The sequence below is a fragment of the Streptomyces sp. JJ38 genome (assembly GCF_019303475.1).
In the GTDB taxonomy this organism is placed as follows: Bacteria; Actinomycetota; Actinomycetes; order Streptomycetales; family Streptomycetaceae; genus Streptomyces.
This window is the reverse complement of sequence record NZ_JABLSI010000050.1, coordinates 1-26,912: the sequence shown is the minus strand read 5'-3', so window position 1 is coordinate 26,912 and position 26,912 is coordinate 1. Positions and strand designations below refer to the sequence as shown.

Below are 26,912 nucleotides of genomic sequence, written 5' to 3'. Positions count from 1 at the left end.
GCCCAGGGGTCAGTTGGCGCCGATCTTGGCCAGCAGGTCCACGATCCGGTTCTGCACGTCGGGGCTGGTCGAGCGCTCGGCGAGGAAGAGCACCGTCTCGCCGGTGGCCAGCAGGTTCAGCTCGGACGGGTCCATCGGGGCGGAGGTGTAGACGACGAACGGGGTGCGGTTCAGCTGCCCGTTGACCCGCAGCCAGTCGAGGACGCCCGCCCGCCGACGGCGGACCTGGCGCAGGTCCATGACGACGAGGTTCGGCCGGACCTGGGCCGCCATCGCCGCCGCCTCGCTGTCGCTCGGCGCATGCGTGACCTGCATGCCGCGCCGCTCCAGCGTCGCCTTGAACGCCTCCGCGATGGCCGGCTGCTCCTCGACCAGCAGCACGCGTGGCGGGTGCTGCTCACTGTCGCGCGGGGCGAGCGCCTTGAGCAGCACGGCCGGGTCGGCGCCGTACGCGGCCTCCCGGCTGGCCTGCCCCAGCCCCGCCGTGACGAGGACGGGCACCTCGGCGGCCACGGCGGCCTGCCGCAGGGACTGCAGCGCGGTCCGGGTGATGGGCCCGGTGAGCGGGTCGACGAAGAGGGCCGCCGGATAGGCCGCCATCTGTGCGTCCACCTCGTCGCGCGAGTGGACGATCACCGGACGGTAACCGCGTTCGCTCAGCGCCTGCTGCGTGGAGACGTCGGGCTCGGGCCAGACGAGCAGACGGCGCGGGTTGTCCAGCGGCTCGGGCGGCAGCTCGTCGTCGACGTCGATGGGGTGCGGCGGCGTGCCGGAGGCGGCGTTGCGGACCTCCACGGCGCCGTTCGGGCCGTCCAGCGGCTCGGGCCCCTCGTCGGCACCGGCCTCGGGCGCCCGGACGGCGAACTCCCGGGCGGCCGGGTGCGGGGCGGCCGGTGCCGCGGCGTGGGAACGCGTGGGCGCCGGGAGGTTGTGGCTCTCGGGGGCGGCGGCGGGGGCGCGCCGGTGCTGTACACCCTGGGCGGGTGTCGCGGTCGAGGCCCGTTCACCCTCGGGCGGCGGTGTGGCCAGCTTGCGGCGCCTGCCGGTTCCGGCGGCGGGCGTGTGCGGTGAGGCGGACGCCTCCGTGGCGGAGGCCTGGGGGCCGGACGCCTGTGGCGCGGGGGCACCCGGATGGGCCGGGACGCCGGGCTGGGCAGGAGTACCCGGTGGGGCGGCCGCGCCCGGTGGGGCGGGGGCTTCGGCGGCGGGATCCTCCACGGCGGGCCGGGCGAACGGCACGCCCTGTCCGAGGGTGCGCACGCTGATGCCCGAGCCCGAGCTGCCCTCCGCCTGGGCGTTCCCGGCGGGCAGCGAGGGCCTGTGCGGTGCCGGTTGCTCGGCGTGGGCCGGTGCCGCCCCGCCCAGTATCGGGCTGCTCGCCACCACGGGGTGCGCGGCGCGGGGGTCGTCCTGGCGGGCGGGCTCCAGCGCGGCCATGCCGGCCGAGGCGGGCGTTCCGCCCTGTCCGTCCCCGGCGCCGGGGGTACCGGGCGCGGGGCTGCCGTGCTCGGGCGTGCCGGAGGCGGGGGTACCGGGTGCCGGGGTGCCGGGTGCCGGGGTGCCGGGTGCCGGGGTGCCCGGTCCGGGCGTCCCGGGGAAGGGCGTGCCGTGCGCGGGGCTCCCGTGCGCCGGGGTACCGGGCGCGGGGCTGCCGTGAGCCGGGCTGCCGAGCGCGGGCGTGCCGGGGTGCTCGGCCGGTGCGGGCGCCTCCTCGGGCGGGCTCGGCTTCCGGCGCCGTCCCGTAGGCCGGTCGGCGACGGGCGGCGTCCCGGTCTGGCCCGCGACGGCCGCATGGCCTGCCGTGGTGTGGCCTGGGGTGGCCGCCTGGCCCGTGGCGCCCTGGCCTGCGGCGGCTTGGTCGGCGGCGCTCTGGCCTGCGGCGAACTGGCCTGCGGCGGCTTGGCCTGCGGCGGCTTGGTCGGCGGCTGCGGGCGGCAGGGCGAAGGCGGCACGCCGCTGCGGTCCGGCACCGGCGTTGGGGTCCGCGCCAAAGCCCGCCTCGGGGCCCGCGGCTGAACCCGGGCCGGCGTCTGGCCCCGGGCCCGCGCCTGGCCCTGCGCCCGGCCCCGGGCCCGTGGGGGCCCCCTCGGCGCCCGGTTGCCCCGCCGGACGGCTCTCCTCCGGCGCCGGGCGGGCCCGGCGGCCGCGTCGACCCGTACCCGGGCGCACGCCGGCGGGCGTCGCCTGCTCCGGAATGAGCCCTGCCGCTCCCTCACCGAGTGCGCCCGTGCCGCCCGGTGCGGCGTGCCCGGGTGCGTCCGTGTTTCCGGGGCCCGGGCCAACCGCGCCCGCAGCCCCGGCACCGGCCATCCCCTGGCCCGCCCCGTCCGAGGGCTCCTCCGCGGGAGAGCGGAGGGCACGCCGCGCCCTGCGCCCTGTCGGCGTCGGCGGAACGGCACCGTCCGGCTCTGCGGCGGGCCCGGCCCCCGGCTCCGGCTGGGTCTGCCCCGGCTCCGGCGGGCCCTGCGGTTGGGGCTGCGCCTGGGGCGGCTCGGCGGCTGCGGGGGCAAGGCTCTCGTCGACGTCACCGACCGGGACCTCCAGCACGAACGCGCTGCCGTTCACGCCGTCCCCCGGCAGCTCGTGCGTCTGGAGCACACCTCCGTGCCGGGCGACCACGCCCCGTACCATCGGCTGGTGCACCGGGCTGCCCCCGGCGTAGGGGCCACGCACCTCGATGCGGATCACCGCGTCGGGGCCCTTGCCGCGCTTGGCCGCGGCCAAGACGACCGTCGCACCGCCCGCACCGCCCCCGACGGCGTTCCCCGTCGAGTCCACTCCGGCGACGTCCGCGACGAGGTGCGCGATCGCCAGGCTCAGCCACCGCGGGTCGACGACCGCCTGGATGGGCGGCGCGTGGACCGCGAACTGGACCCGCCCCGGCCCGATCAGGTCGACCGCGCCCTCCACGCCGACCGACACGACCGAGTCCAGTGCGACCTGTTCCGGCGCGAGCTTCTCCCGGCCCGCCTCCAGCTCCTGGAAGGCCACGACGTTGTCCAGCAGCGTCGTCATCCGCGCGTAGCCGGCGGACAGGTAGTGCAGCACCTGGTTCGCCTCGGGCCACAGCTGCCCGGCCGGGTCGGCCGTGAGACCGCTCAACTCCCGGCGCAGCTCCTCCAGTGGCCCGCGCAACGCGTCGCCGATCACCGCCCGGAGCTGCTCGTGCCGCGCCTCCAGCGCGTCGAACGGTGAGCGGTCCGTGAACGTGAGCACGGCTCCCACGAGCTGGTCGCCGTCCCGCACCGGTGCCGTCGTCAGGTCCACCGGCACCGGCCGCCGGTCCTTCGTCCACAGCACCTGGTTGCGCACCCGGTGCTTACGCCCCGACCGGAGCGTGTCGGCCAGCGGCGTCTCCTCGTACGGCAACGGCGAGCCGTCCGCCCGGGAGTGGTGCACCAGCGGGTGCAGCTGCTGTCCGCCCAGGTCGCTCGCCCGGTACCCCAGGATCGAAGCGGCGGCCGGGTTGACGAGCACGACCCGCCCGTCCACATCCGTCCCCACGACACCTTCGGCCGCCGCCCGCAGGATCATCTCCGTCTGGCGCTGCTGCCGGGCGAGTTCCGCCTCGGTGTCCAGGGTGCCGGTGAGGTCCCGCACCACCAGCATGAGCAGCTCGTCGCCGGTATAGGTGTTCCCGTGGTCGGCGTACGCGGCCTCGAACGCCGACTCGTACGGCGTCCGGCCGTCCGCCAGGTTCGCGCTCGTGACCTCGACGGGGAACTCGCCGCCGTCGGTACGGCGCGCCACCATGCGCGTCGGCGGCTGCCGCCTCTCCACCTGCTCCTCGGGCCGCCGCATCGATCCCGGTATGCGCTTGGAGTCGAAGGCGGGCAGCAGGTCGAGCAGCCCGCGTCCGATCAGCGCGGTTCCCGGGGCCTCGAAGGTCTCCAGCGCGATGCTGTTGGCGTTCACCACGGTGCCGTTGGCGTTGACCAGAAGCAGTGCGTCGGGCAGCGCGTCGAGTATGGCGGCGAGGCGAGCAGCGCCTCGGGACGGCCTGCTGCTCACGTCGGCGTTCCTCCCTGTGTGCACGTGGGGGCCCGGTCAGTCTGGGCGTGTCACCTCAGGGAGTCTACGGGCCGAGGTTGCACACGCCACGGTCACCGCAGACGCTGTGGCATCCCACAAACGTCAATCGCGCAAGTCCGAGCAAAAGGCGGCGAAAAGGCTCAGCGCACCTCGGGCAATGCGGGCGTCAGCCGGTCCCATCGCGCGATCTCGCAGCCGTTCGTCCGGTCGAACTCGGCGTCGATCTCGCGGCCGTCCCACGTGCCCGTGATCCGCGCCGTCTGCGGGCCGCCGTAGATGAACGTGCAGATCGCGTCCCGCTCCACCGGGGCGAACGGATTCGCCGCCCGGCTCCGCGTCGCCTGGTCCAGCGTCTCGCACGCCTCCGCCGCCCGCGGGTGATCACCGCCCGACGGGTGGCACTCCAGGACGAAGCGCTCCACCGCGGCCGTCTTCGTCGTCCCCTCGTGGTACGTGATCGTCAGCCGATCCTCCACGAGCCCCGGCCACGGCGGCGGACACGCCACCGCAGCCCCACCCGTACCGGCGAGCACAGCGGCAAGACCCACAACAAAGGCCGTACGGCGCAACATCACGACTCCCTGAGCGAAGGGCGAAACCCGGCCCCACCCTCCTAACGCTCCACGTCGTCCCGTGTCCCGCAACTCGGCCCACACTCACCCGAACGGCTGATGCCCGGCCCCCGCCCCGGCCCTCAGGCCCTTTGCCCACTGCCCCACACGCCGGGTAGGCTGACGGCGATTGGCCGCAGCCGCCCAAGCTGTGCCATCATCTGCGCACACCCGCTGGTCGCGGTGTGTGGGGAGGCTTCGCCTAGTCTGGTCTATGGCGCCGCACTGCTAATGCGGTTTCGGGGTAACCCCCTGATCGAGGGTTCAAATCCCTCAGCCTCCGCTCGATCGTCAAGATCACCAAAGCCCCTGCCCTCGTCGGCAGGGGCTTTCGCGTGCCCGCCCGACACCCCCCCGGGAACCACGTTTTCCCAGCTCAGGCACCCTCCGGGAAGCGGATTTCGCCTGACGCCGCAGGTCATGTAATGTTGTCCCCGCAAACGCCGACCGGCCGAAAACAACCGGGAAGCCAAGCGCTCGTAGCTTAACGGATAGAGCATCTGACTACGGATCAGAAGGTTGCAGGTTCGAATCCTGCCGAGCGCGCAGCAGGTCAAAGCCCCCTTCCGGGAATGGAAGGGGGCTTCGTCGTGGGTCTTGACGGCGGTCGTTGACGGCAACCGCCCGCCGGGCCGGATCAGACCGCCACCGGGGTGCCGACCGGGCCGTCATCGTCGTCACCCAGGTTGCCGTCAGCGCCGCCGCTGAGCGCGTCGCCCACCTTGTCGAAGGCCGAGCGCTGCGAGTCCAGGCGCACGAAGGTGTAGATGTCCATGGTGACCCGGATGGAGCTGTGCCCGAGCACTTCCATGATCATGCGGGCGTCGGCGCCCTGCTCGTGGAGGAGCGAGGCGCAGGTGTGCCGGAGATCGTGGAAGCGGACCTTCCGGACCCCGGCCCGGGCGCACAGGACCTCGAAAGAACGGTTGAGGTTGCGCGGCTCGATGGGCGTGCCGTTCCTGGTCGTGAAGATCAGATCGTGCGCGCCGCCCTTCCACTTCTCACCGGCCGCCCGCTTGTCCGCGAGCTGCTGGGCGCGCTGGGCCCGCAGCGCGGTGACGCACTCGGCGGGCAGGGCAACGCGACGGGCCGAGCGCTGGGTTTTCGGCGGGACGATCAGCAGTTGCCCGCTGACCCGCTGGAGGGCCTGTCGCACGGTGACCACGCCGTCCACCAGGTCCACGTCCCGCCAGCGCAGCCCCAGCAGCTCACCGCGCCGCAGCCCGATACGGACCGCCAGCTCGTACGCCGCCCACAGGCGGTTTCCCCGGGCCGCCGCCAGCAGCAGCCGCCCTTCCTGGACGGTGAGCGGTTCGATCTCCCGCTTGGTGCCCATGCTCAGCTCCACGTTCTTGGCCACGTTGCGGGGCAGCTCGTCCTCCCGGACGGCGTGCTGGAGCGCGGCCCGCAGGATGACGAGGAGGAAGCGCACGGTCCGGTCGGAAGGACGCTTCTTGCAGCACCTGCCGACCGCGCAGCACCGCCGCTTGTACTCGGGGCGCTTCTTGTCCTTGCCCTGGGCGCAGCACTGGCAGGTGGCCGCTGTCCCGATAAGGAACGCGCGGATATCGCGGGCGGTGAGCCGGGCGAGCTTCTTCTTCCCTATGCCGGGGGCGATGTAGTTGCGGACCAGGGACTCGTAGTTGACGTAGGTGGCCCGGCGGACCTTGACCTTGGCCACGTGGGTGAGCCAGTACGTCAGGTACTCGGCCACCGTCATCTTGCTGGTGGCCACCGGCACCCCGCTCTGCGAGTCGGCCTTGAGCTTGGTCAGCTTGTCGTGCGCCTCCTCCCAGGTCTTGCCGTAGACGCTGCGGCGCTTGTACGTGCCGTCCGCCGCCAGGACATAGGCCGTCCCCTCCCAGCGTCCGTCCTTGCGCTGGTAGATGGAGCCTTCGCCGTTGGGGTTCTTCTTGGCCATGTCAGGCCACCTCTCGTTCGGTCTGTCGGGTGATGAAGTCGTGCAGGGCGGTCTCGCTGACGCGGCGGCAGCGGCCGATGGTGAAGGAGGCCAGCTCACGCGAGCGGATGAGCTGGTAGACGGTCCACCGGCTGACCTGGAGCCGGGCGGCCACCTGGTCCACGTTGAGGAGCGCGGCGGTCATTCCTGGTCGCCTCCCTCGTGCTTGAACTGTTCGGCCACGGCCCGTTCGTGGCGTACCTGGGCGGCCAGCAGCTCCTCGCCGGGGCTGTAGCCAGTGCCGAGGAAGGACCAGGCGGAGACGACGAGCGTCGAGTCCGTCTCGGCGGGGAGGCCGAGGCCGGCATGGGAGGCGTGGCGGTCGCGCTGCCAGGCGCGGCGCTGGTCGCGGAGGGCGCCGAGCGTGGTGGAGTAGCGGCGGGACTTGGTGGAGAAGTGGCCCCGGAAGCCGAGCATGTGCGCCCACTTCCAGAGCTTGAGGTCCGCGAACTCGGGGAGGTGGCCGAGGTCCCAGGCGGTGCGGATCATCTGCCGCACGTGCCGGTGGACGGGGAGCGCGGTGAGGGGTTCGGAGGTCCCGGTTCCCTCGCAGTCGCCGCACAGGTCGCGGAAGCCGTCCGGGCCCCGGGTGTAGCCGCGTCCTCCGCAGGGGCGGCAGACGAGCGAGCGGTCCACGGTGCCGGAGTCCTCGGCGCTCTTGGTGGCGTACTTGGCGATGTAGGCGGCGACCCGCCGGTCGGTGAGTTCGCCGTCGCCCAGGCCGGTGATCTCGCGGACGTCGATCCGGTCGCCCCAGGTGATCTCTCGTTCTCCGATGGCGTCGGCGGCCACGGTCAGCCGGGCCCGCTTGGTCGCCTGGCGGACCGCGTATTCCAGAGCGTCGGTCGTGGCCCAGCCGGGCGGTTCGGTGGTGTGCCCTTCGGGGCCGTCGAGACGGACGACGGCATGGAAGTGGACCAGGCCGCGCTTCTGGTACTCGGCGACCTTGGCGAAGGAGACGCGCAGGGCGGCGTGGAGCGCCTTCTGCGTCATGCCGAGATGGGCGGCGAGTTCCCGGCGGAGGTAGGTGGTGAAGCGTGCCCAGAGGGTTCCGGCGTGGGCGTTCCACAGCACGGCGCCGGCGTAGTCGTAGGACGCCGGGTCCAGTGGGGTACCAAGGGCGGGGTCGTCGGTGGGGTGCCGGTCGCCGCACCGGCAGTCGAGGACCTTGCCCGTGGCGGTGGTGGGCCGGTTGTGGACGGGGCCGAAGGACGGGGCGGTGAGGGTGACGAAGGCGCGGGGGTGGGCGCTGACGGTCGAGGGAACGCTTTTGCCGCCGCAGAGTCCGGCGTGGATCAGGTGGTAGGTGTCGGCGGCGTAGACGCGGGAGCAGGAGGGGCAGCGCGAGGCGCGGCGGTTGCCGCACGCGGTGAGCAGGCGGCCGGTCGGCTCGTCGGTGGTGGAGTAGGAGCGGAGCACGGCGCCGGTGGCGGCGTCGCGGGTCTCGGTGTGGCCCGCGAGGTTGACCGGGCGGGTGCAGCCGCGGACCTGCCGGATCTGCTCGTTGAGGCGGTCGAAGCGGTCCAGGTGCACCAGCTCGATGAGGTCACGCGCGGCGAGGCTGGTGACGTGGCGCAGGTCGAGGGGGCGCTTCACTCGGAGCGACCTCCAATCAGGGTGGGTGGGGCCCTGGCCAGCAGGACCACCGCAGGGAGGACTGCTGGCCAGGGCAGGGCTGACCACGCCCGGGGCGCGGGCGAGGCGGAGAAGGGGTTGCCGGGGAGGCTGGCGGAGGGGTCAGGCCGAGAGGGCGGCGTGCGCGGCCCTGGCCAGGGGGAGCGGGACGCCGAGCCGTGCCTTGAGCTGGGCGGGGGTGATGGGTTCGCCATGCTCGGCCCGGTGAGCGTCCGCGATGGCGCGGGCCTCGTTCATCAGAGGCTCAGGCACCGGCACGGAGGCCGGGGCGGCCGGTTCCGGCGGAGTTCTCGGACCAGCGGCCGGAGCCGGTGCGGTGGGCGCTGGCTCAGGGACCGGTGGCGCTTCTTCGGTCGGAGCCGGATCCGGAGCCGGACGGCCGGCCGACGGCGGGTAGGCCACAGTGTGGAAGTGCCGCAGGAGGCCGGGGCCGACGGCGCCCCACCCGAGGAGCAGCAGGGGAGCCACGGCGTCGATGGCGGCGCGTCCGTAGTGCCCGGCGATCACGGGTTCCGCGATGTTCAGGCCGAGGGTCAGCAGGCCGGAGAGGTGCATCAGCCGGGTGGCCGCCTTCATCTGCGCGGCAGGGACACCGCGCATGGACAGATAGCGCAGAGCGACCAGGAGCCCGACAACGGACAGGTCCACCATGGGGGCGATCAGCGGCGCGATCGGGCCAGGGACGCCGAGGCGGAGGGCCAGGGCCCAGACGTTGCCGAAGGAGAACACGAACGCCAGGGTGGCGATCACGGCCATGACCACGGTCACCGTACGGCGGGCGATGCGGTCTTCCGACATAGGGGTTTCACCTCCTCTCGTGCTTCGTGGCGTCGGGAGCGACGGCGCGCGCTATGCGGCGGTGCCGGTGTCCCGCTTGGTCAGGAAGTCGCGCATGGTGGCCTGTCCCGCGACGTGGATGAGGAGGTCGGCGGGGTCGCGAGTGAGGTGCGTGGAGTTGGTGGCCACACGGGCGGCGTCGGCGTCGGGCACGTAGGGGGTGCGGATCCGGAGGAACCCGGGGCGGCCCTCCTGCTTCATCACGGCCACCCCGACGTAGGAGGGCTCCTGCAGGTGAACCGGGTTGGCGTCCGGCCAGTTCCGGATGTCGTCACCGAGCGCGGCCACGGCGGCGTCGGCGGTCTTCTGCGCGAAGGACAGCCCGACCGGGCACACGTCCCGGATGAACGTGGGAATCGCGTCCCCGGTGCTCTTCTGCGTGGCCAGGACGACGAGGATCCCCACCGAACGGCCCTTCTTCACCAGGTCCTCCACCAGCCGGGCGTTCTCGGCCGCGAGCGCCGCCAGGCGCTTGGTCTCGCGGTCGGAGCCCTTGTGATCGCGGAAGTAGGTGTGCGCCTCATCGATGACGAGCACCGTGAGCGGCCACGAGGCGCTGAGGCCGGAGTGCCAGACGTTCTTGACGCCCAGGACGTTCTTCAGACACGTCGAGCGATCCTCGCGCAGGGCCACCAGGCGCTTGAACAGGGCGTTGGCCTCTTCCAGGTCGTCACCGACGAACGCGAACAGCCGGTCGGTGAGATCCGCGTAGTCGCCCGCGTCGGTGGTCGAGACCTTGCCGTCCGCCACCGCGAACTGCACTGCGGGCGAAGGCGCCATATCGCAGATGAACCGGTTGATCAGCGAGGTCTTCCCGTAGCCGGGCAGACCGGCCACCGTCACCCCGGGCACATCGCTCAGCGACACGGCGACCGGCTGGGCGTACTCATCGAGCCCCAGTGACCACACGGCCAGCTCCTCCAGAGCCTCCCCTGTCGGGACGTGCTCGGTGGGCGTCAGCAGCGGATCGGTCCGCACCGCACGGATGCGGACATAGCCGGGGCCGTCCGGCAGCACGGAGACCCGCGTGCAGCCCCAGGCGTCCGCGATGTACGGCGCCGCTCGCTGGAACTCCTCCAGCCCCACCTTCGGCAGGCACCTTGCCCGCGCGATCACGCCGTACCGGTCGGGCTTGACCTTCAGCGTCGGCACCAGGACCCGGGGCTTGGGCTGCTTGCTTGCGTCGGTGGTCGCCAGCGAGGCCAGCGCGGTAGGCATCCGGTCGGTGGCCGACAGCCCGGCCATCTGCGCGAACCGCTTCCACCGCCGCCGGATCCGTCCGGCCTGGCGGATGCTCTGCCGCATGGGCCCGTCCGCCGCCACATAGCGCACGATCCACACCAGCCCCCGCAGCACCAGCAGGCCGAGGACTGCTCCGACCGCTATCGGGGCGTAAGCCATGACTTCTTCAGGGGACAACACAGGTCCTTTCAAGGAGAGTTGATCTACCGGCCGGGCCAGAGAGCCACGGCCTCGGAGTGAAGGGGGAAGGGGGACCGGCGGGAGGGCGGTAGCGCAGGAAGCGCCCGAGCCGCCCTCCCCGCCCGAGCCGCGGACTACTCCACGAGTTCCAGCGCCGAGGCCCGGTAGGCCACGCCCTCCGACAGCGAGCCGTTGAAGATGTTCGCCCACGGCACGGCGAACAGATCCGGGAGCTTCACGGGCCGACCAGCCTCGACGTTGGCCGGAAGCCCGCTCTTGGGAATCGTGACCTTCAGGAGTTCGGCCCGGTCGTCCTCCATGAGCAGGACCTGCGCCGTGTACAGCAGCTCGCCCGTCTCACGGTCGGTGGCGATCTCACCAGCCGCAACGTCCTTGAGCTTCGGCTGCGGGAGCGCGCCGAGCATGAAGCGGGTCGTGGGCAGCACGCCCACGCGAATACGGGTCTTAGCCATGAGGAGCCATGTCCTTCCGTTGAGCGCCGCCCTGTGCGACGCGAGTCATAGTTGTACCTAGCCAGGCTAGCTAAGTCAAGTAGCTCATCCAAGGATGTGCCACCTAGCTAGGCTGTTCTGCGGTGACGCCCGTGTTAGCTGGGCTATCCCGGGCTACCCTTGATGTATGACGCCGCCGCCCCAGAAGCACGACCCGAGACCGCCGTACCAGCAGGCCGCCGACGCCATCCGCCGCGAGATCCAGACCGGCCGACTCAAGCCCGGCCAGCAACTTCCCTCGCACCGAGAGCTGCAAGAGCGATTCGGCGTGGCGAACATGACCGCCCGAAGCGCCCTGCGCGTCCTACGGGACGAAGGGCTGATCTACACGGTCCAGGGCCGCGGAAGCTTCGTTGCTGACAAGAGCCAGCAGGATGCCGGGGTGGCCGAGGAGGCGGCCGCCACGGAGCCGATCCAGGCCGCCGCCGTCCTCGAAGCCCTGCAAGCCCTGAGCGAGCAGATCCGCACCATGAACGCCGAGGTGCAGCAGCTCAGGGGCGAGGTGGACGAGCTGAAGTCCCAGCGTCCCTGAGTTCCGCCACGTCAGCACCGAGAACCCGAACCTCCTCCCGGAGCCGCTTGACCGTCAACGTCAGCTCCGCGCACATCGCCAACGCGGCCCTCATCGCGTCCATCTCCTGCTCGCTCATGCGTTCCCCGCTCGCCTTCCTCGCACAGTGACCTGTCCCGGCCCGTCGTTCGTCCGGGCAGGTGCAACAAGGATCCAGAGAAACGCCGGTTAGGCCGTCCTCGGATCCTGTGCTATAAAGCCCGCCCCCCAGCCCATCATCGGTAGTCCCGTGACGCGCCCGGGGAAGGGCCCCTGCTCAGAGGTCTGCACAGCAGTCAAGAGGCCCCTCGCTCGCGGAGCACTCCGCTGGAAAGTGCAACGCTGGAGTGCGAATACCTTCCTTGCCGTAGCTTGAGCGGCCGTGGCGAGCCCCCCCAGGACCTGGGCCTGGAGCCCCTGCTCCGACTTGGTGAGGCGACCCTTGACCCCAGTCACCCGCCAGGAGCATCACATCTCCCGTTCCATGAGTTTCACGAGCCTCATGAGTAGCCAATCAGTTTAGGAACAGGGCGGTCGCTGCGCTGTTGCTGAGAAGATGAAGGAGTAGCGAAACGACCGGCCGACAGGCAGCGCAGAGAGGAAGCGTTCGGTGCCCAGTCCTAGCGAGCACAGCAACCGCCAAGTGATCACCGACGGGACATCCGGCCTCAGTTCTCTTGCGCGCCGCATGAGCAGCATGTTGGCTGAGCTGAATCCAGGTGAAAGTTTCGCGGACTATGCAGGACGTCGATCGGAAATCGTTCGGGAGAACGTTCAAGAGATCTCCCGTCAATTTGCTGGCGCTGATGCGTTTGATGTTCTAGAGCTCATGCGACTCCGCGAAATGCCCTTGACGCTAACTGGTTATGACGAGAGTCAATCCGATGGACTTCCAGCCGCTATTGATCTCGTGGCTCTTACTCTCCTGGCGCGAGGGTCGCGTGCCCCCCAAGTTGAACGAGTGGGCATCAGAGAGCCTCATGAGGCGATCGAGAACGTCCATAAAAAATGCGCCAAGATCTTGCGAGTCGGTGCCTTCTCGGCTCTGGCGGATGGTGAGGCCAGCAAGTACGGGCCGCTCACTATGCTGGCTGCGCAATATAAGTCGCATGAACTAAACGTGAAGTTCAAGCAATACGCCCACCTTCACGATCATTTTAACGCTGCACTGTTTGGATCCAAGGGTATTGGTGACCTCCTCCTGAATGCGGCAGGATTTACCTACGAGGATTTCATTGCCACACGTGAAGCTATCCGTGAGGTGTATCTGGGTAAATTTGACGGGGCGCGAGAGGTACTTCATGAAATTGTCGCGGACTGGGAGGAAAATGAACGCTATGCGCAAAGCCGTGAACAGGTGGAGCGCGGTAGGGCGGCAACGTACGACTTGATCATCCATCCGGGAAACCGTGCCTCCTTCACTGTAGCGGAAATCGCTGAGCGTGCTGACGTGGACGAGGATCGACTAGAAGCAGTGCTGCGGACGTTCAGCAAGAATTTCGATGGATCACTCGATCCGGTTGAGCTTGTGGAAGCGTTTCTCGATGGTCAAAATCCGTTTGACCGCATAGCGCTTCTAGTTGATGACGAGAAGAACTATATAACGCTCAATGTCCCAATCGGGACAGACTGTTTCCGGCAAGCCATGGAAGATTTGATCAATAAGACAAAGGGCAAGAAGCGGTATGACAGTCACCGTATGCGTGTGAGTGAAGGACTAGCGACTTCCTACCTTGAGAAACTCCTTGGCACCCCTGTAGCGCATGCTGGGCTTAAGTACTTCCGCCCTAGAAAGGGAGTCGACGTATCGGCTCTGTCCCGGTCTGCGACAGCGATAACTTCCGTCGCTGACCAGGCTGAAGCTGATGCGCTATTCCTTGTCGAAGACGTAGCGGTCTGTGTTGAAGTCAAAGGGCGGAGCGTGTCAACTCGTGCAAGGCAGGGGCATGTGCAGCGACTCGCTAGTGACCTCAAGGCAACAGTTGGCGAGGCCACCACTCAAGCACTTCGACTTGAAGCACTCATTGAGAGTAATGGTGGGCTCTGGCTAGAGGACCAGACTTGGTTGGACCTAGATCATGTCCGAGAAATCCGATCGATCGCCGTTTGCCTTGATGATGTAGGTCCTCTAGGGACAGCGCTCGACGAACTTGTCAGAGCCGGTGTAATAACAGATCACCGGTTCCCCTGGGTCGTGTCCCTGCATGACCTAGCGGTCCTCGCCGAAGTGATCGACCGCCCAGCGGAGTTCCTGCTCTATCTCAGGAGGCGGACCGAGTCAGATGTTTCCGTTCTCTACTGTGCAGTAGATGAGCTCGATATGTTTATGCTGTTCCTGAAAGGCGGACTCTACGTACAGCCGGACCCCGACCAGGTGTTCAATGAGCACCCGACTTCAGGGGAGCCGACTGCCGCAGAGCGAAAGAGGTACAGAGAGAATTCGATTCCGACCCGTGTAGACACTCACACAGATCCGCTTGATGCCTGGGTCTATTATCAAGAGGGTTCGAGTCTTGAAGCGGTAGATAAGCCCTCATTTGCCTCCAATCCGGAAGTTCTTGAGATCGTGGACTTCTTGAATGACGGGAAAAAGCCAGGTTGGTTCAGGTTCTCAGCGGACCTCCTCAATCTGGCATCCGATGCTCAGCAGAGACTGGCGCACGGCCTACGAGAGATCGTTAAACAGACACGGCAGGACCATAAGCCACATACCATGCTGCATTGCTATGCGGGAGCGTGGGGGTTCCCCTCCCTGTTCCTCGGGACCAGACCCAAGGGCATGAGTATGCGAGATGCCAGTGCACATCTGGCCACATACATGATTGCGAAGAAGCACCAACTCCGTTCGGATAGAGCTCTTGGTGTCCTGATTGATGAAGAGGAAAACATTATCGCAGTCCGCTACGCGAATACTCTTCCTGTCGATGATGACGAACTGGATCAGCTCGGTATGTCCATGGGCCTCATTCCAGTCGAGCGGATGGCGCGTGTTGTCCCTCCATCCGCGCGCAGAAGAACCAAACGACTTCGAGGGAGTCGTAAGGGCAGGAAACGGCGTAGCTAATCCCAGCTAGGATGCCGTCTCCCCGATCTGGGTATTCCGGCAATATGAGGACTTTGTCCCCGGATCAGCTGACACAGTCGCGCAGGACGAATCGCCGATGAGTTGCGCGTAGCCCAGGCTGCCGTTCGGCGACCATGAGCAGCAGCGGCCGAGCTGTTCAGAGTTTCCTTACTGGATCAAGAGCGGCCCGCCAGGGGCGGGCCGCGCGGCGCGGCGGCAGCGCCGCCGCTTCGCTCCTGTCTACCGCCCCGCTTAGCGGCGCCTCCGCCGCTCGCGCCGCAGTCCGCACTCCAGGGATCCCCCAGCCCGCAACGAAACCCACCCAGCCGAACCCGCAGCACCCACCAGACGCCCCAGCGCCAGGAGCCCGCACGTCCACGACCGGCCCGCAGCACGCGCCGGCGCCGCCACCCCGGACAGCCCAGCCCGCCGCCGCTCGCCGTACACCCACTGGTGCTCGGGGCGGGCGGCCGGAGCGGCTTTACCCACCTCCCCGGTCCGGGACCCGCGCCGGGCACGAGCAGGGGGCCAATCGGGCACAAACGCGGGCAGCGCAGGAGCTGCCCGATTTCGCGGGCGAGCGTACGGCCCCCTGCCCGCGCCCGGCCCCAGCCCGGGCAGGACACCGGCCAAACCCGCCCCGACCGCCCGCGAGGCCGCCTCACCGTCCCTCGGGCGACCAGGACCCCCACCCTGCGTGTTTTGCCCATCGCGGCGGGCTTCCGGGACGATAGGCGCCATGGCCACCATGAAGCAGTTTGAGCCCGCCTCCGGGACCCGGGACTTCCTCGCCGCCGAGCTGGAGCAGCGGGAGCGCGCGTTCGCGACGATCCGCACCGTGTTCGGCCGCTACGGCTTTCAGCCGCTCCAGACGCCGGCGTTCGAGCGCCTGGACGTGCTCACCGGCAAGTACGGGGACGAGGGCGACAAGCTGATCTTCAAGATCCTGCGACGCGGCGAGCATGAGGCCACCGGGGAGGCGGACCTGGCGCTCCGCTACGACCTCACGGTGCCCCTGGCCCGCGCGGCAGCGGCCTATGGCAGTCAGCTCCCGTCGCCGTACAAGCGGTACGCGATCGCCCCCGTGTGGCGGGCCGACCGTCCCGGTAAGGGGCGCTTCCGGGAGTTCGTCCAGTGCGACCTGGACATCGTCGGCTCCTCCTCCCCGTTGTCCGACGCCGAGGTCGTGCTGGCCCTGCACGACGCCCTGGAAGCACTCGGCGTGCCGGAGTTCCGGTTCCTGATCAACTCCCGCCAGGCGTTGTTCGGGCTGCTGGAGGCGTACGGAGTGCCGGAGGAGCTGGGATCAGGGGCGCTGATCACGCTCGACAAGCTGGACAAGCTCTCGCCGGACACGGTCGTCAGCGAGCTGGTGACCAGCCGCGGCCTGTCGGAGAAGGTGGCGCAGGGCCTGGTGGACGACCTCACCGCCGAGGACTCGGTGGAGCGCGTCCGGGGCGAGCTGAAGGCCAGCGAGACCGGCCAGTCCGGCCTGGCGGAGGTGGACCGGCTGCTGGAGCTGACCAAGGATTCCATCGCGCCCGAGCGCATCGGGTTCACGCCAAACCTGGTGCGCGGGCTCGACTACTACACCGGGATCATCTTCGAGGTGGTGGCCCCCGGGATGCCAGGTTCGATCGCCTCTGGCGGTCGGTACGACGGGCTGATCGGCCGTCTGGGCGGCAAGGACTCCCCGGCGTGCGGCGGCTCGCTGGGCATCGAACGGATCCTCCCCCTCATCAGGGACGAGGAGGCCGACCGGTACGCGCAGATCGACGTGGCGGTCACCGTGATGGGCGACGAGCAGGCGGCCGACAGCTTCCGCCTGGCGGCCGAGATCCGCCGAGCAGGCGTGCGAACGGGCGTCTACCTGGGGTCGAGCGGGAAGTTCGCACGGCAGATGAAGTGGGCCAGCGACCAGGGGGCGCGATTCTGCGTAATCTACGGCGCCGCCGAACGCGAAGCCGGTAGCGTCACTCTGCGGGACATGGACAGCGGTGAGCAGGTCCAGATCCCGTTCGATCAAGCTGCCGCGGAACTCTCCCGGCGGTGTGCAGCACCATCCAGTTGACGCGCGGCGGGCCCCCGTCCGCCGCCGACTCGCTTCGGAGGAGGAGCGGATGGGAACGCAAGGAGATCGCATCTTCCAGATCACGGCTGAGCGGGGGTTTCCGGACCCCTGGCTCAGCTTCGGGGACGCCCTGTGCGACGAGGCCCGCTACGCGACCGAGGCCATGCGCCTGATCGCCGTCGCCCGGAAGGACGCCACGCCGGCCAACCAGGACGCCGTACGGGCCCAGCTCCAGAAGAAGGCCGACAACATCCAGCACTGCGCCGACATCCTCACCCAGGTTCGGCACGACTACGACCAGACCGGCATGTGGGAGCAGTTGGACGACAAGGCCCGCCGCCTGGACATTGCCGACGTGCTGGGGACCTGGGCCCGCACCCAGGAACTCCACCCGTACCCGATGGTCCTCAAGTCCCTTGAGTTCAATTGGACTTACATGAAGGAGCACGGGGTCAAGGCGTTCTACGAGATGACCTCGGAGTACGTCGGCAAGCTCATCCAGAACACCGCTACGTGGCAGGAGGCGTGGGAGCGGGAGGTGACCACCGGCACCGTGGACCGGATCACCACCGTGGAGTGCGACCTCAACAGCATCGAGGCCCCGATGCACTGCAACGTCTGCAACAAGACGATCACTGCGCTGCTCTACCTCGATGAGTAGCCGGGCCTGACCTACGGGCACAGCAAGGCCCCCGCCTCTGGAACAAGGTCCGGAAGCGGGGGCCGTGTCGTCTGTGTCAGCGGTCGGCAGACCAGGCCGCGAAGGCGTTCCATGCCTTGGAGCCGAAGATCAGGGCCGGCCCCTCCGGAGACTTGCTGTCGCGGACCGGCAGGAGACCCGGGAAGCCGTCAGCGACCTCCACGCACTGGCCACCGTCGCTATTGCTGTAGCTGGACCTACGCCATGCGGCGGCGCTCAGGTCGATACGGGGTCGCATGGGACTTCCTCCATGATCCTCATGATGAACTGCCGCGACTCCTCCGGAGACAGCGCAAGGTCGCGGACGCGATCGTACCGGACCTGAAGTCGCTCCACCGCAGCGCTTTCCTCGATCAGGTGGCCCCGCGCGTCATCCTCCGTATAGGCGACGGTGCGGCTGTCCGGCAGTCGCAGGAACATCACGTCCGTCTTGTCGAGGCCGTGTAGCCCGATGGCTAGTGGCAACGCTTGCACCGTGATGTTCGGCTGCTCGGAGACCTTGAGCAGGTGCGTGAGCTGGTCTCGCCAGGCGGAAGGGTCGCGGAGGGGTCGGCGCAGCACCGGCTCCGAGATGATGGCCCGGAAGGTGGGGGCGTCCTTCGCCGTCAGCCGCGCTTGCCGTCCCATTCGGGCACTGACCTGTTGCTCCAGCTCAGTGCCCAGCAGCCCACCGGCCTCCAGCAACTCCCGTGCGTACGCCTCGGTCTGGAGAAGACCGGGGTAGAGGCTCGGTCCGTAGTGCCACAGGCTCACGGCATCGGACTCGAACGTCATGTACCGCCGGTACTGCTCGCGGAACTGTGTCGGGTCCTTGCGGGCCAGCTCCCAGAGCGTGATCAGCAGCCCGCGGAGCCCGTAGAAGTCATCGAGGGCCTGCACCACCTCGGGCCCGCCCAGGCTCTCCTCGGACTCCATCTTCCCGAAGTGGGAGTAGTCCCAGCCCACCACTTCCGCGAGCTGACGCAGGCTGAGCCCCTTCTCCCGCCGAAGGTCCCGCAGCTCCTCTGCGAACCGGCGCCGGGGCTCACCACTTCTGCCCGAGATCGCCCGTCGTGGTGGCATCGAACGTCCCTCCGTTGAAGGTGTGGAAGCTACGCCGCGTGGCGTCGTCGCCGACCGCTGTAACGGCATCCGGTGCATTCCCCGGGTGCATTCTCGTAATGCCCGGGCAACGCACAGCTACTCAACACCCTTACCGCCAGCAGGGACAGAGGAACCGGAGCGAGCGGCATGACAGAGAATCTGCTACCGGAGATCGGCAGCGTGGCGTTCGACGCCGCGCGGGAGCGCGTGGGCGTCGTCATGGGGCACGTCGGCCCGTACATCCAGCTCCGCCCTCAGCGGGGCGGCAAGGAGTGGGACGCCCGTCCGGGCGACGTACGCCCCGCCACCGAGGACGAGACGCTACGGGGACGGGTGCGCGAGACCAACGAGCGCAGCAGCGCGGGTGGCCCCAGATGAGCCGGGGCTTCCTCCGTCGCGAGCGGTGGGCCATCGCCCCGGACCTGAAGCCGGACCGCGAGCCCACGGCGTACGCCGTCGAGTGCGCCGTATGCCTGGCCCGCTCGCCCCAGGCCGAGGAGCAGACGACAGCCCAGGACTGGATCTTCGAGCACGCCGGCCGGAACCCGTCCCACCACACGTACCGGGCGATCACGATCGAGCCCCTGCGAGCCTGGAGGCCGGACGCATGATCCGAGCCATCCGCCGGTTCGGCTACGCGATGGGAAGATCCGCCGGGCCGCTCCTCATCCTCGCGTTAGGCTTCGGCATGGGCTTCACGCTTGCCGTCGCGTGGGCCACCTCCTGACGCAGGGACCCCAGAGAGGCCGCTGGAAGCCACCTGTACGGCCTACCGGAGCCCCCGGAGTCTGACGGCGACCGTGACGGCAACGACGGCACACAGGGGCGTACGCGGGCAGCTGGAGGCTCACCCGGCCGGGGGAGCGCCGTGGGCGGCGCGGGTGGCTGCCCAATCCTACGGATCAGAAGGTTGCAGGTTCGAATCCTGCCGAGCGCGCACCATGACGAAGCCCCGTCCCGATCATCGGGACGGGGCTTCGTCGTGCGGTACTGCGCGCCGGGGCGGCAGGGGTCTACCGGGAGCAGCTGAGCACCGACGGAGGGCCGCGTGCCCGTCGCTACGGTGAGTCAGCCTGATCAGCCGAGGGAACGAGAGCCGCCGGACGTGAGCACCGCCGAGCGCCCCCACTCCGTGAGCGTCGCCGGGGTGATCGTGGGCGGCCGCGGCCGTGCCCTGCTCGTCAAGCGACGCGACAACGGCCACTGGGAGCCGCCCGGCGGCGTCGTCGAAGCCGGCGAAACCCTCTCCCGCCGCCCTCCGGCGCGAGGTCTTCGAGGAGACCGGCGTCAAGATCGCCCTCCCAGCCGCCCTGACCGGCGTCTACAGGGAATGGAGGGCTTGATCGTCTCGCTGGTCTTCCGCTGCGGGGTCATCGACGGGCAGCCCACCACCGGCGAGGAGACCATGGCCCTCCGCTGGATCACCCGGGAAGAGGTCTCCGAGCTGGCCGACGAGGCGTACGCGATCCGCGTTCTGGACGCGCTCGACGCAGCATCGCCGCCAGCCATTTGCGCTCACGACGGGACCAAGCTGGTCTAGTGCTCAGGTGCCGCAGCTTGGGGCATCTGTTGGTCCGTTGGGGCAGCATGACTGTGTGGCAAACGAACACCTCGGGCGGACCCTGCGCCGCCTGCGGCGCCTCGCCGCCCTGACACAAGAGGAACTGGCCGAGCGCTCCGACGTCTCCGTTGATGTGATCCGCCAGCTCGAACAGCAGCGGAAGCACTCCGCACGTCTGCCCACGCTGCACGCCCTCGCGAACGGCCTCGGCGTGGAACTGACCACGTTGCTTGGTGCGCCCCCGGCGGTGGCCGCCACCGGGGAGGGCGACGGGCCGCGATTCGTCGCGGTGCGGCGGGCCATCATGCCTGCGCTCTGGGCGCCTCAGCCACCACAGCCGGGCCCCGACTTCTCGATCGCCACCCTGCGCGAGCAGATCGCGGACCGGTGGTCGCAATATCACGCGGCCGAGTTCGAGGCGTTGATGAAGACGCTGCCAGGCCTGATCGCCGACGCCCGCTGCGCCACGGTCTCCGGGAGTGACGACGACCGCGCGGCCGGGTTCGCTGCCCTGGCGAAAGTGCTGCAGCTCGGCGGTCACGTGGCAGTGCGCATGGGTAAGACGGACCTGGCCCTCATCAGCCTGGAACGGGCCATAGACGCGGCTGGGCGGTCCTCCGATCCGCTGCTCGTGCCGATGGTCGTCAACTCGACCGCGTGGACCTACCAGCGGCAAGGACGGCTGGAGGACGCCCTGAGTATTGCCGTGCGGGCCGCCGACGACCTGAAGGACGGGGGACACACCGAGACGGCGGACGGTCTGAAGGTGTGGGGTGCGCTCACCATGAGCGCCGCCACCTCGGCCGCGCGCGGCGGCGACTACGAGCGTGCGGCAGCGATGATGAAGACGGCCGAGAAGGAAGCCGCCCGCGTCTCCAGGCTGCCCGAGAGCGGTGACAACCGTATGGTGAGCGTCTTCAGCCCGTCGTCAGTGCGCATCGAACGTGTCCGGCTGGCTGTGCAGTACGGGCACCCGCACGAGGCCCTGGCGCTCGCCAAGGGCATGCGGCTGAGCAAGGACACGCCGCAGTCCTGGCGTACGTGGCTGCTGTTGGACGTGGCGCGGGCGTACACCGACGTGGGGGACGCTGCCGGAGCTGTGAGGACGTTTGAGTCGCTGCGTCGCGTGGCGCCCACGTGGATGCAGCACCACACGTTGGCCGTGGCGATCGTGCGTGACCTGTGGGCCCTCCCGAACCATCCGCCGGGGCTGAGCGCGTTGGCGGAGTTCCTGGGTGTCGCCGAATAGCGTGACGAATGTGGGACGTTGCGTCCCTGGTCGCTCTCTGGCATCGCTCGCTTACCTAGACGGAGAGTGCCCCGGCGACCGTGCGAACGGCCCCGGGGCTCGGCCGATCTGAGAGAGCAGAACGACATGCCGCGAGCTGAAGCGAGCGCCCTGGTCCACCGCACGGGGCAGCCCGGCTACACCGAGTCCCTGCCACGGGTACCCGCGAGCGCCGCCGCTGCCCGTCGTCTGGTGCGCCTCGCACTGGCCTGTTGGAGGCTGGACGTCTTCGCCGAAGATGCCGCACTGATCGTCACCGAGCTCGTGGCCAATACCGTGCAGCACGCCCGCCGGGAGTCCATTCGGGTGACGGTCACCCGCCTCGGCCGAGAGGCCGTCCGCATCGGAGTAGTGGACTTCTCCAAGGCCCCGCCGCAGCGCCGGGACACCAACGGAACCGTTGAGGACGGGCGGGGCTTGGCGGTGGTGGAGCACCTGTCCGCCGCATGGGGCACCGAGCCGCTGCCGTGGGGCAAGCGGGTGTGGGCGGAGCTGCGAGGCGGCCAGTGAGCGCCACCTGGACGTACTGCGCTTGTTGGCGCTGTGTGGCGACATACCGCCCAGTGCTGTGGATCGGTGCGGCCAAGCCGCCTTCCGGGCACGGGCACACCTACGCCTGCGAGCTGTGCGGCCGGCTCGGGCCACAGCATGCGTGCCGTGGCGTAGGCCCGCCGCTCCTCGTACGGCTTGGTCACGAGGAGCATGGAGTCTCTGGGATCTCGGTTTCGTGCAGCGGCTCCGCGAGAGGGTGATGTTCCCACCGGTGTTCCACGCCTGCGTCACAGTGAGCACGGCCTGTTCTGGGACTCCGGTTCCAGGCGAGCTCCCGGTAATGCAGGGCTTCACTGTGCGGCTTGGTCCCCCGTGGGGTCGGGTTCGTAGCGCCAGTGAAAGCTATGAGGCGCACGAGCCCCTGGTGCAGCTCTCTGCCGTAGTGTCCGCGACACGCAATTCATTGCCTCGATGTCCACGCCTAGGGGATTTGCGCAGTTCCACCGCTCGTTTGTGCGACGAAGGGGTCTCGGTCACTCCGCTCACGGCGGGGTCTGCGTTAGAGATCAGTCGAGGCCGTTGCTGGTTCCACGGTGTTATTGGGGGACCTCCCACTGGCCGACCTGGTCGGCGAAGCCACTGTCCAGGGCAAACTGCACCTTGGCGATCGTGGAGTCCTCAGGCACCTCGAAGGCGATGAAGCCGAGAGCTGTATCTCCAGGAGCGACGGTGACGCCGCCTGGGAAGGATGGTCCGGCCGCCGTTTCGGCAAAGGTAGGTGAGAAGCGCTGGCCCTTGTTGTCTGCCAACGTGGCGCCGTTGCTCGGCGAGTCGTCGTACGTGGTCGTTCCCACGTTCTCCAGACGGAACTGCACTGCGACGAACCGGCTGCCCGGTTCCGGGCTGGAGTACTCGTTGCCTGGCGCCGCCGGATCCACGAACTTGACTACCGTCACCTGAACCCTGTCGTCGGTGCCTTCCAAGGTCAAACTATTTCCCACTTGGGCTGCCTTGGGCTGTTCGGGAGTGGACTCGCCTGTCGCATCCTCGCCGGGAGCGCGCTCCTCCGTCGTTTCGCGTGTCCCTGTGTCATCGGGCTGCTCGACAACTTCCGGATCTCCGCACGCCACAGCCGCCGCAAGGACTGCCACAGCTATGAGGGCAACGCGTGGTTTGCGCATACCGGCCTCGCTTGCTTCCTCAAGGCCATGGTGCTCTGAATGGCAAGAGCACCCCTCTCATTTGCCACCATACGCCTCATAGCGGCGCGGCGCGGTGGGGCTGACCGTGGGGGAATGGGTGCGGAGAGTGTCGAGCGCTCTGCAGGTGCCCTCAACAACGTCCAGGAGGTGTCCGATCTGTCGTGTCCCCGGAGGGCAGGCCATGGGGACGGGAAGGTGGGCGTGGCTCCCGCGTGGCCTGGTCACTCTGCGCGGATTGATGCGCCCAGGTCTGTGACTCGATGTGGCGGCCTCCAAGATCCCCTCGCTCTGCTGCGGCACTCGTTCGTCTGCGACGACGAGTTGCCGAGTCTGCAGGTCTTTCGGGGAGCGGGTCGCAGGTGGCCGCCGGGCGAGAGCTGAGCGTGTGTCGAGGAGATCGGGCGTTTCCGGGTGCTTCGAGGGTGTCTCCTGACGGGGCGCGGGGTGACCGTGCATCAGGAGGTTCGGGGGAGGGCGAGGCTCCGCTCCGGTTCGCCGGAACGGGGCCTCGCCCGTGTGCGCTCACGGGTGTGGCGTGTGTCAACCCCTGGTGCGTTAGGGCGGAGTGAGATCCGTCGTAGGCGGGGCGCGAACCATCGCAGTCACCAGGTGCCGGGCGCCCGGGTCCGGCACGACTGCGGAGGAGCGATCACCATGCACGAAGACGTTGAGCCGAAGGGGCTCGACCGCCGGCTGTTCCTCGGAGGCGTGGGCGCGGCGGCGGCCGGTGCGCTCGTCACGGGGGCCGCGGGCGGACGGGCGTGGGCTGCCGAGGACCCGACGGTGCAGCCGCTGCCGAGGGAGATGCAGGCGTCGGGCCAGACGGTGTCGGCGCTCGCGCTGCGCACGTTCAGCAAGATAGACGGGACGCCGGTGTACTACTGGCGGTCCAACAGGGGGAACACGGTCCTGCGCGACTGGCGCTGCACGTACGACTTCTACGACCGGCTCGTGGTGTGGATCCGCGACCTGCGGCGGCTCTCGGAGGACGGGGGCTTCGGGAAGGTGAGCTTCCTCGTCTCGGCCGGGTTCTACGTGAACAAGTCGGGCCAGCACGGCGCCGGTACGGCCATGGATCTGGACCACGTGCGGTGGGCGGGTGGACGGCGCTGCTCGCCGCTGGACCGCCACCACTCCTCCAGCAACCGGACGTTGCGCCGCCGCTACCTGGCGGTGGACGCGACCTGCCGTCGCCGGTTCCGGTATGTGCTGGACGGCTGGTACAACTCGGCCCACGCGGACCACATCCACGCGGACTTCGGCGGTCTGCCCACGCTGTGCCAGAAGGGCTCGTCCAGCGACACGAAGTTCGTCCAGGCCATGTGCAACAACTTCATGGGCTCGGGCCTGGCGGTGGACGGCATCTGGGGTCCGAAGACGAACGGTGCCTTCTCGACGGCGAAGAACCGGCTCAACATCTCCGGCAACCCGCACACGGAGCTCGACGCGTGGCGCACGATGCTGGCGCGGGTGGCCCGGCACGGTTTCCGCGACGACGCGTTCTGAGCGCACCGCGGAGCCCAGGGGCCGTGCTCAGGGGTCCACGTCCGTCGGGTGCAGGAGCCGGCGGACGTGGGCGGGGAGCCGCAGACAGGCCGGGGCGAGGGCGTGGCGCCGCAGGAGGGCGCGGCAGGCGTCGGCGTGCCGCTCGGCGGGGGCGGGCCGGCCGTCGTGGCGGAGGGCGACGGTGAGCCGGGCCTCGGTGCGGGCGAGCTCGACGGGCAGGCCCATGCGCGCGTAGAGGGCGAGGGCGGCGCGGAGGTGGCGGTGGGCGTCGGTCCAGTGCCCGGAGCCGATGGCGGCGTCGCCGAGGCTGCGCAGGGCGCCGGCCTCGCCGGAGGTCTCGCGGTGGTCGCGGAAGGTGTGCACGGTGGTGTGGAGTCGGGCGGTGGCGCGTGGCCACGCGCCGTGGAGGAGGTCGACGAGCGCCCGGACGCGTTCGACGTGCGCGGCCCCGACCGCGTCGCCGATGCCGGAGACGATGGTGTGGGCGTCGGCGAGGAGTTCGAGGGCGCGGCCGCCCTGGCCGTCGTCGGCGAGCGCTTCGGCGCAGCGCAGGTGCATGACGACGCGGGTGCGGTCGGCGGCGGAGTGGAGGTCGAGGGCGCGCTGGTAGGCGCGGACGGCGGCGGGGGCGTCACCGAGGTCGGCGAGGACGTTGGCGAGGCCGGTGAGGGCGTAGACGTGGGCGCGTTCGGACAGGCCGAGGCGCTCGGCGTCGCGGATGGTGCGCAGGTAGTGTTCGGCGGCTTCGTCGAGCCGTCCGCACAGGGCGGTGGCGCGCCCCATCTGCCAGGCGGCGTCCGCGATGACCTCGGGGTCGCCGAGTTCGCGGGCGACCTGGAGGCCGCGGGCGGCTGCGGGGGCCAGCTCGCTGTAGCGGTCCTGCTGGTACATGGCCCAGCACAGTGCGAAGTAGAGGCGGGAGAGGCGGCGGTCGGTGGTGGGGCGCTCGCCCCAGCTGGCGATGGCGGCGCGGACGACGGCCTCTCGTTCCGCTTCGTAGAAGCGGATGACGAGGTAGCTGTTGAGCTGGAGGGCGAGGTCGCTGGCGAGTTCGGGGAGCCGTAGGCGGCAGGCGAGGAGTGCGGCGTTCAACAGGTTGGCCTGTTCGGCGGCGAACCAGCGTTCGGGGTGGCGCCGGACGGCGTCGGCGGCTTCGGAGGGGGCCTCGTCGGCGGGCGCGACGGGGTCGAGGACGCCGCCGTGGCCGAGGCGTCCGGCGGCCTCGGAGGCGAGGGCGAGCCAGCCGCGCAGGACGCGGGCGAGTGCCGCGTCCCGCTCTGCCCGGGTGTCTTCGGCGAGAGTGCGTTCGTGGGCGAAGTCACGCACGAGAGCGTGGAGTTGGTAGCGCGGCTGACCGGCCTGGTCGGGGCCGAGCGCCTCCAGCAGGTTGCGCTCGACGAGCTGGTCCTGAAGCCAGGGCGCGGACCGCCCGGTGAGGACGCCGACGACCCACCCGGGGACGCTGTGCGCGTCGAGCAGCGCCAGCCGGCGCAGGGCCGTGCGCAGTTCGGGTGCGAGGGAGCGGTAGCTGAGGGCGATGCCGGCGCGGACGTCGAGATCGCCGACGGCGAGTTGGTCGAGCCGGTGGTGCTGTTGGGCGAGCCGGTCGCGGAATCCGGTGACGGTCCAGTCGGGGCGGGCGGCGAGCCGGGCGCCGGCGATGCGCAGGGCGAGCGGCAGGTGTCCGCACAGGCGCGCGACGTCGGCCGTGGCGGGCTGGTCGGCGCGGGCCCGCTCGGGGCCGACCAGCCCGGCGAGGAGGGCGGCGGCGTCGCCCGGGGCCAGGGTGCCGACGTCGAGGACGCGGGCGTCGGCGCGGGCCGCGAGAGCGGTGAGCCGGTTACGGGAGGTGGCCAGGACGGCGCAGCCGGGGCCGGTCGGCTGTAGGGGCCGGAGCTGGGCCTCGTCGTGGACGTCGTCGAGCACGAGGAGGACGCGGTCCCCGGCGAGCCGGCTGCGGAGTTCGGCGAAGCGCCCGTCGGCGTCGGCGGGGATGTCCTGGCCGTCGACGCCGAGGGCGCGGAGGAAGCGTGCGGCCACCTCCAGCGGGTCGGCGGGGGCGGGCTGGGAGCCGCGGAGATCGGCGTAGAGCTGCCCGCCGGGGTAGCGGTCGGCGAGGGCGTGCGCGGTGTGGAGGGCGAGGGCGGTCTTGCCGACGCCGCCGGGGCCGGTGAGGACGAGGACGGGGGCGGCGGCTCCGGGGCGCCGGAGGGCGTCGACCATCCGGCTGAGGAGCTCGTCGCGGCCGTACAGGGTGCCGGTGGCCGGGGGAAGCTGGCGGGGGACGGGCGCCCCGGACGGGCTTCCGGCGGCTGTGGTCGCGACGGTGGGGCTGGTCCCGGCCGTCGCGGCGCCCGTGCCGAGGGTGGGGGCTGTGTCGGGGGCG

Annotated in this window: 21 protein-coding genes, 2 tRNA genes and 1 pseudogene; 12 read left to right on the top strand and 12 right to left on the bottom strand. The window is 69.9% G+C overall.

From position 1 onward, the window contains the following. Positions 1–9: 9 nt before the first annotated feature. Both HPT28_RS22345 and HPT28_RS22340 read right to left on the bottom strand, forming a co-directional pair. Complete coding sequence (locus HPT28_RS22345; RefSeq protein ID WP_219092987.1) at positions 10–4,011, bottom strand: PAS domain-containing protein; 4,002 nt, start codon at positions 4,009–4,011, stop codon at positions 10–12. A 161-nt stretch (positions 4,012–4,172) separates the two neighbouring features. Next, complete coding sequence (locus tag HPT28_RS22340; protein WP_308119444.1) at positions 4,173–4,508, bottom strand: SSI family serine proteinase inhibitor; 336 nt, start codon at positions 4,506–4,508, stop codon at positions 4,173–4,175. Positions 4,509–4,834: 326 nt separating this feature from the next. On the opposite strand from HPT28_RS22340, the gene HPT28_RS22335 reads away from it, so the two are divergent. Then, positions 4,835–4,926, top strand: a tRNA-Ser gene (locus HPT28_RS22335). 190 nt (positions 4,927–5,116) lie between these two features. Then, positions 5,117–5,189: transfer RNA gene (locus HPT28_RS22330), tRNA-Arg, on the top strand. A gap of 91 nt (positions 5,190–5,280) precedes the next feature. Here HPT28_RS22330 and xerC read toward each other — a convergent pair. From xerC to HPT28_RS22300, 6 genes are all read right to left on the bottom strand, one after another. Then, on the bottom strand, positions 5,281–6,564 hold the full coding sequence (gene xerC / locus HPT28_RS22325; RefSeq protein WP_219092985.1) for a tyrosine recombinase XerC: 1,284 nt from the start codon (positions 6,562–6,564) through the stop codon (positions 5,281–5,283). A gap of 1 nt (position 6,565) precedes the next feature. Continuing rightward, positions 6,566–6,748 carry a helix-turn-helix domain-containing protein gene (locus HPT28_RS22320; protein ID WP_219092984.1) on the bottom strand — a complete coding sequence of 61 codons (183 nt, stop codon included), beginning with the start codon at positions 6,746–6,748 and terminating at the stop codon, positions 6,566–6,568. After that, on the bottom strand, positions 6,745–8,199 hold the full coding sequence (locus tag HPT28_RS22315; RefSeq protein ID WP_219092983.1) for a replication initiator: 1,455 nt from the start codon (positions 8,197–8,199) through the stop codon (positions 6,745–6,747). Before HPT28_RS22315 ends, HPT28_RS22320 begins: the two co-directional genes overlap by 4 nt. Positions 8,200–8,340: 141 nt before the next feature. Continuing rightward, a complete protein-coding gene (locus HPT28_RS22310) occupies positions 8,341–9,036 on the bottom strand; it encodes a DUF2637 domain-containing protein (RefSeq protein ID WP_219092982.1) in 696 nt (231 codons plus the stop codon). A 51-nt stretch (positions 9,037–9,087) separates the two neighbouring features. Further along, the gene (locus tag HPT28_RS22305; protein ID WP_219092981.1) at positions 9,088–10,476 is read right to left on the bottom strand and encodes an FtsK/SpoIIIE domain-containing protein; all 1,389 of its coding nucleotides are present in this window, start codon (positions 10,474–10,476) and stop codon (positions 9,088–9,090) included. Positions 10,477–10,631: 155 nt separating this feature from the next. Beyond that, positions 10,632–10,970 (bottom strand): hypothetical protein, encoded by a 339-nt coding sequence (locus tag HPT28_RS22300; RefSeq protein ID WP_219092980.1) that lies wholly within the window; start codon positions 10,968–10,970, stop codon positions 10,632–10,634. 166 nt (positions 10,971–11,136) lie between these two features. On the opposite strand from HPT28_RS22300, the gene HPT28_RS22295 reads away from it, so the two are divergent. From HPT28_RS22295 to HPT28_RS22280, 4 genes are all read left to right on the top strand, one after another. Continuing rightward, positions 11,137–11,541 (top strand): GntR family transcriptional regulator, encoded by a 405-nt coding sequence (locus HPT28_RS22295; RefSeq protein WP_219092979.1) that lies wholly within the window; start codon positions 11,137–11,139, stop codon positions 11,539–11,541. 661 nt (positions 11,542–12,202) lie between these two features. Next, positions 12,203–14,623: a hypothetical protein gene (locus HPT28_RS22290; protein WP_219092978.1), complete on the top strand. Its 2,421-nt coding sequence runs from the start codon at positions 12,203–12,205 to the stop codon at positions 14,621–14,623. Between the two features lie 739 nt (positions 14,624–15,362). After that, complete coding sequence (gene hisS, locus HPT28_RS22285) at positions 15,363–16,694, top strand: histidine--tRNA ligase (protein ID WP_219092977.1); 1,332 nt, start codon at positions 15,363–15,365, stop codon at positions 16,692–16,694. Between the two features lie 49 nt (positions 16,695–16,743). Continuing rightward, on the top strand, positions 16,744–17,355 hold the full coding sequence (locus tag HPT28_RS22280; protein WP_219092976.1) for a hypothetical protein: 612 nt from the start codon (positions 16,744–16,746) through the stop codon (positions 17,353–17,355). Positions 17,356–17,431: 76 nt separating this feature from the next. On the opposite strand, the gene HPT28_RS22275 is transcribed toward HPT28_RS22280, so the two are convergent. Beyond that, entirely contained in the window at positions 17,432–17,632 is a 201-nt protein-coding gene (locus HPT28_RS22275; protein WP_219092975.1) for a DUF397 domain-containing protein, read from the bottom strand. Further along, complete coding sequence (locus HPT28_RS22270; RefSeq protein ID WP_219092974.1) at positions 17,611–18,456, bottom strand: helix-turn-helix transcriptional regulator; 846 nt, start codon at positions 18,454–18,456, stop codon at positions 17,611–17,613. Before HPT28_RS22270 ends, HPT28_RS22275 begins: the two co-directional genes overlap by 22 nt. A gap of 168 nt (positions 18,457–18,624) precedes the next feature. Here HPT28_RS22270 and HPT28_RS22265 point away from each other — a divergent pair, with 168 nt between their 5' ends. The 5 genes and pseudogenes from HPT28_RS22265 (at position 18,625) to HPT28_RS22245 (ending at position 21,836) form a co-directional block, all read left to right on the top strand. After that, positions 18,625–18,855, top strand: coding sequence for a hypothetical protein (locus HPT28_RS22265; protein ID WP_219092973.1), 231 nt, complete (start codon positions 18,625–18,627; stop codon positions 18,853–18,855). After that, a complete protein-coding gene (locus tag HPT28_RS22260) occupies positions 18,852–19,088 on the top strand; it encodes a hypothetical protein (RefSeq protein WP_219092972.1) in 237 nt (78 codons plus the stop codon). Before HPT28_RS22265 ends, HPT28_RS22260 begins: the two co-directional genes overlap by 4 nt. 521 nt (positions 19,089–19,609) lie before the next feature. Next, positions 19,610–20,017, top strand: a pseudogene (locus HPT28_RS22255) (NUDIX hydrolase). Positions 20,018–20,072: 55 nt separating this feature from the next. Further along, a complete protein-coding gene (locus HPT28_RS22250) occupies positions 20,073–21,287 on the top strand; it encodes a helix-turn-helix transcriptional regulator (RefSeq protein WP_219092971.1) in 1,215 nt (404 codons plus the stop codon). A gap of 126 nt (positions 21,288–21,413) precedes the next feature. After that, a complete protein-coding gene (locus HPT28_RS22245; RefSeq protein WP_219092970.1) occupies positions 21,414–21,836 on the top strand; it encodes an ATP-binding protein in 423 nt (140 codons plus the stop codon). A 578-nt stretch (positions 21,837–22,414) separates the two neighbouring features. Here the strand turns inward: HPT28_RS22245 and HPT28_RS22240 are convergent. Beyond that, complete coding sequence (locus HPT28_RS22240) at positions 22,415–22,999, bottom strand: DUF4352 domain-containing protein (RefSeq protein WP_219092969.1); 585 nt, start codon at positions 22,997–22,999, stop codon at positions 22,415–22,417. Between the two features lie 675 nt (positions 23,000–23,674). Here HPT28_RS22240 and HPT28_RS22235 point away from each other — a divergent pair. Then, positions 23,675–24,526: an extensin family protein gene (locus tag HPT28_RS22235; protein ID WP_219092968.1), complete on the top strand. Its 852-nt coding sequence runs from the start codon at positions 23,675–23,677 to the stop codon at positions 24,524–24,526. A gap of 27 nt (positions 24,527–24,553) precedes the next feature. Here HPT28_RS22235 and HPT28_RS22230 read toward each other — a convergent pair. Beyond that, a partial coding sequence (locus tag HPT28_RS22230; RefSeq protein WP_219092967.1) for an NB-ARC domain-containing protein occupies positions 24,554–26,912 on the bottom strand: 2,359 nt, incomplete at its 5' end.

What these genes read in the sequence shown, in the direction of transcription:
- xerC (WP_219092985.1), bottom strand. Translation starts at nt 6,564, where the DNA reads ATGGCCAAGAAGAACCCCAACGGCGAAGGCTCCATCTACCAGCGCAAG.
- HPT28_RS22320 (WP_219092984.1), bottom strand. Translation starts at nt 6,748, where the DNA reads ATGACCGCCGCGCTCCTCAACGTGGACCAGGTGGCCGCCCGGCTCCAG.
- HPT28_RS22310 (WP_219092982.1), bottom strand. Translation starts at nt 9,036, where the DNA reads ATGTCGGAAGACCGCATCGCCCGCCGTACGGTGACCGTGGTCATGGCC.
- HPT28_RS22305 (WP_219092981.1), bottom strand. Translation starts at nt 10,476, where the DNA reads ATGGCTTACGCCCCGATAGCGGTCGGAGCAGTCCTCGGCCTGCTGGTG.
- HPT28_RS22300 (WP_219092980.1), bottom strand. Translation starts at nt 10,970, where the DNA reads ATGGCTAAGACCCGTATTCGCGTGGGCGTGCTGCCCACGACCCGCTTC.
- HPT28_RS22295 (WP_219092979.1), top strand. Translation starts at nt 11,137, where the DNA reads ATGACGCCGCCGCCCCAGAAGCACGACCCGAGACCGCCGTACCAGCAG.
- hisS (WP_219092977.1), top strand. Translation starts at nt 15,363, where the DNA reads ATGGCCACCATGAAGCAGTTTGAGCCCGCCTCCGGGACCCGGGACTTC.
- HPT28_RS22280 (WP_219092976.1), top strand. Translation starts at nt 16,744, where the DNA reads ATGGGAACGCAAGGAGATCGCATCTTCCAGATCACGGCTGAGCGGGGG.
- HPT28_RS22275 (WP_219092975.1), bottom strand. Translation starts at nt 17,632, where the DNA reads ATGCGACCCCGTATCGACCTGAGCGCCGCCGCATGGCGTAGGTCCAGC.
- HPT28_RS22270 (WP_219092974.1), bottom strand. Translation starts at nt 18,456, where the DNA reads ATGCCACCACGACGGGCGATCTCGGGCAGAAGTGGTGAGCCCCGGCGC.
- HPT28_RS22265 (WP_219092973.1), top strand. Translation starts at nt 18,625, where the DNA reads ATGACAGAGAATCTGCTACCGGAGATCGGCAGCGTGGCGTTCGACGCC.
- HPT28_RS22260 (WP_219092972.1), top strand. Translation starts at nt 18,852, where the DNA reads ATGAGCCGGGGCTTCCTCCGTCGCGAGCGGTGGGCCATCGCCCCGGAC.
- HPT28_RS22245 (WP_219092970.1), top strand. Translation starts at nt 21,414, where the DNA reads ATGCCGCGAGCTGAAGCGAGCGCCCTGGTCCACCGCACGGGGCAGCCC.
- HPT28_RS22240 (WP_219092969.1), bottom strand. Translation starts at nt 22,999, where the DNA reads ATGCGCAAACCACGCGTTGCCCTCATAGCTGTGGCAGTCCTTGCGGCG.
- HPT28_RS22235 (WP_219092968.1), top strand. Translation starts at nt 23,675, where the DNA reads ATGCACGAAGACGTTGAGCCGAAGGGGCTCGACCGCCGGCTGTTCCTC.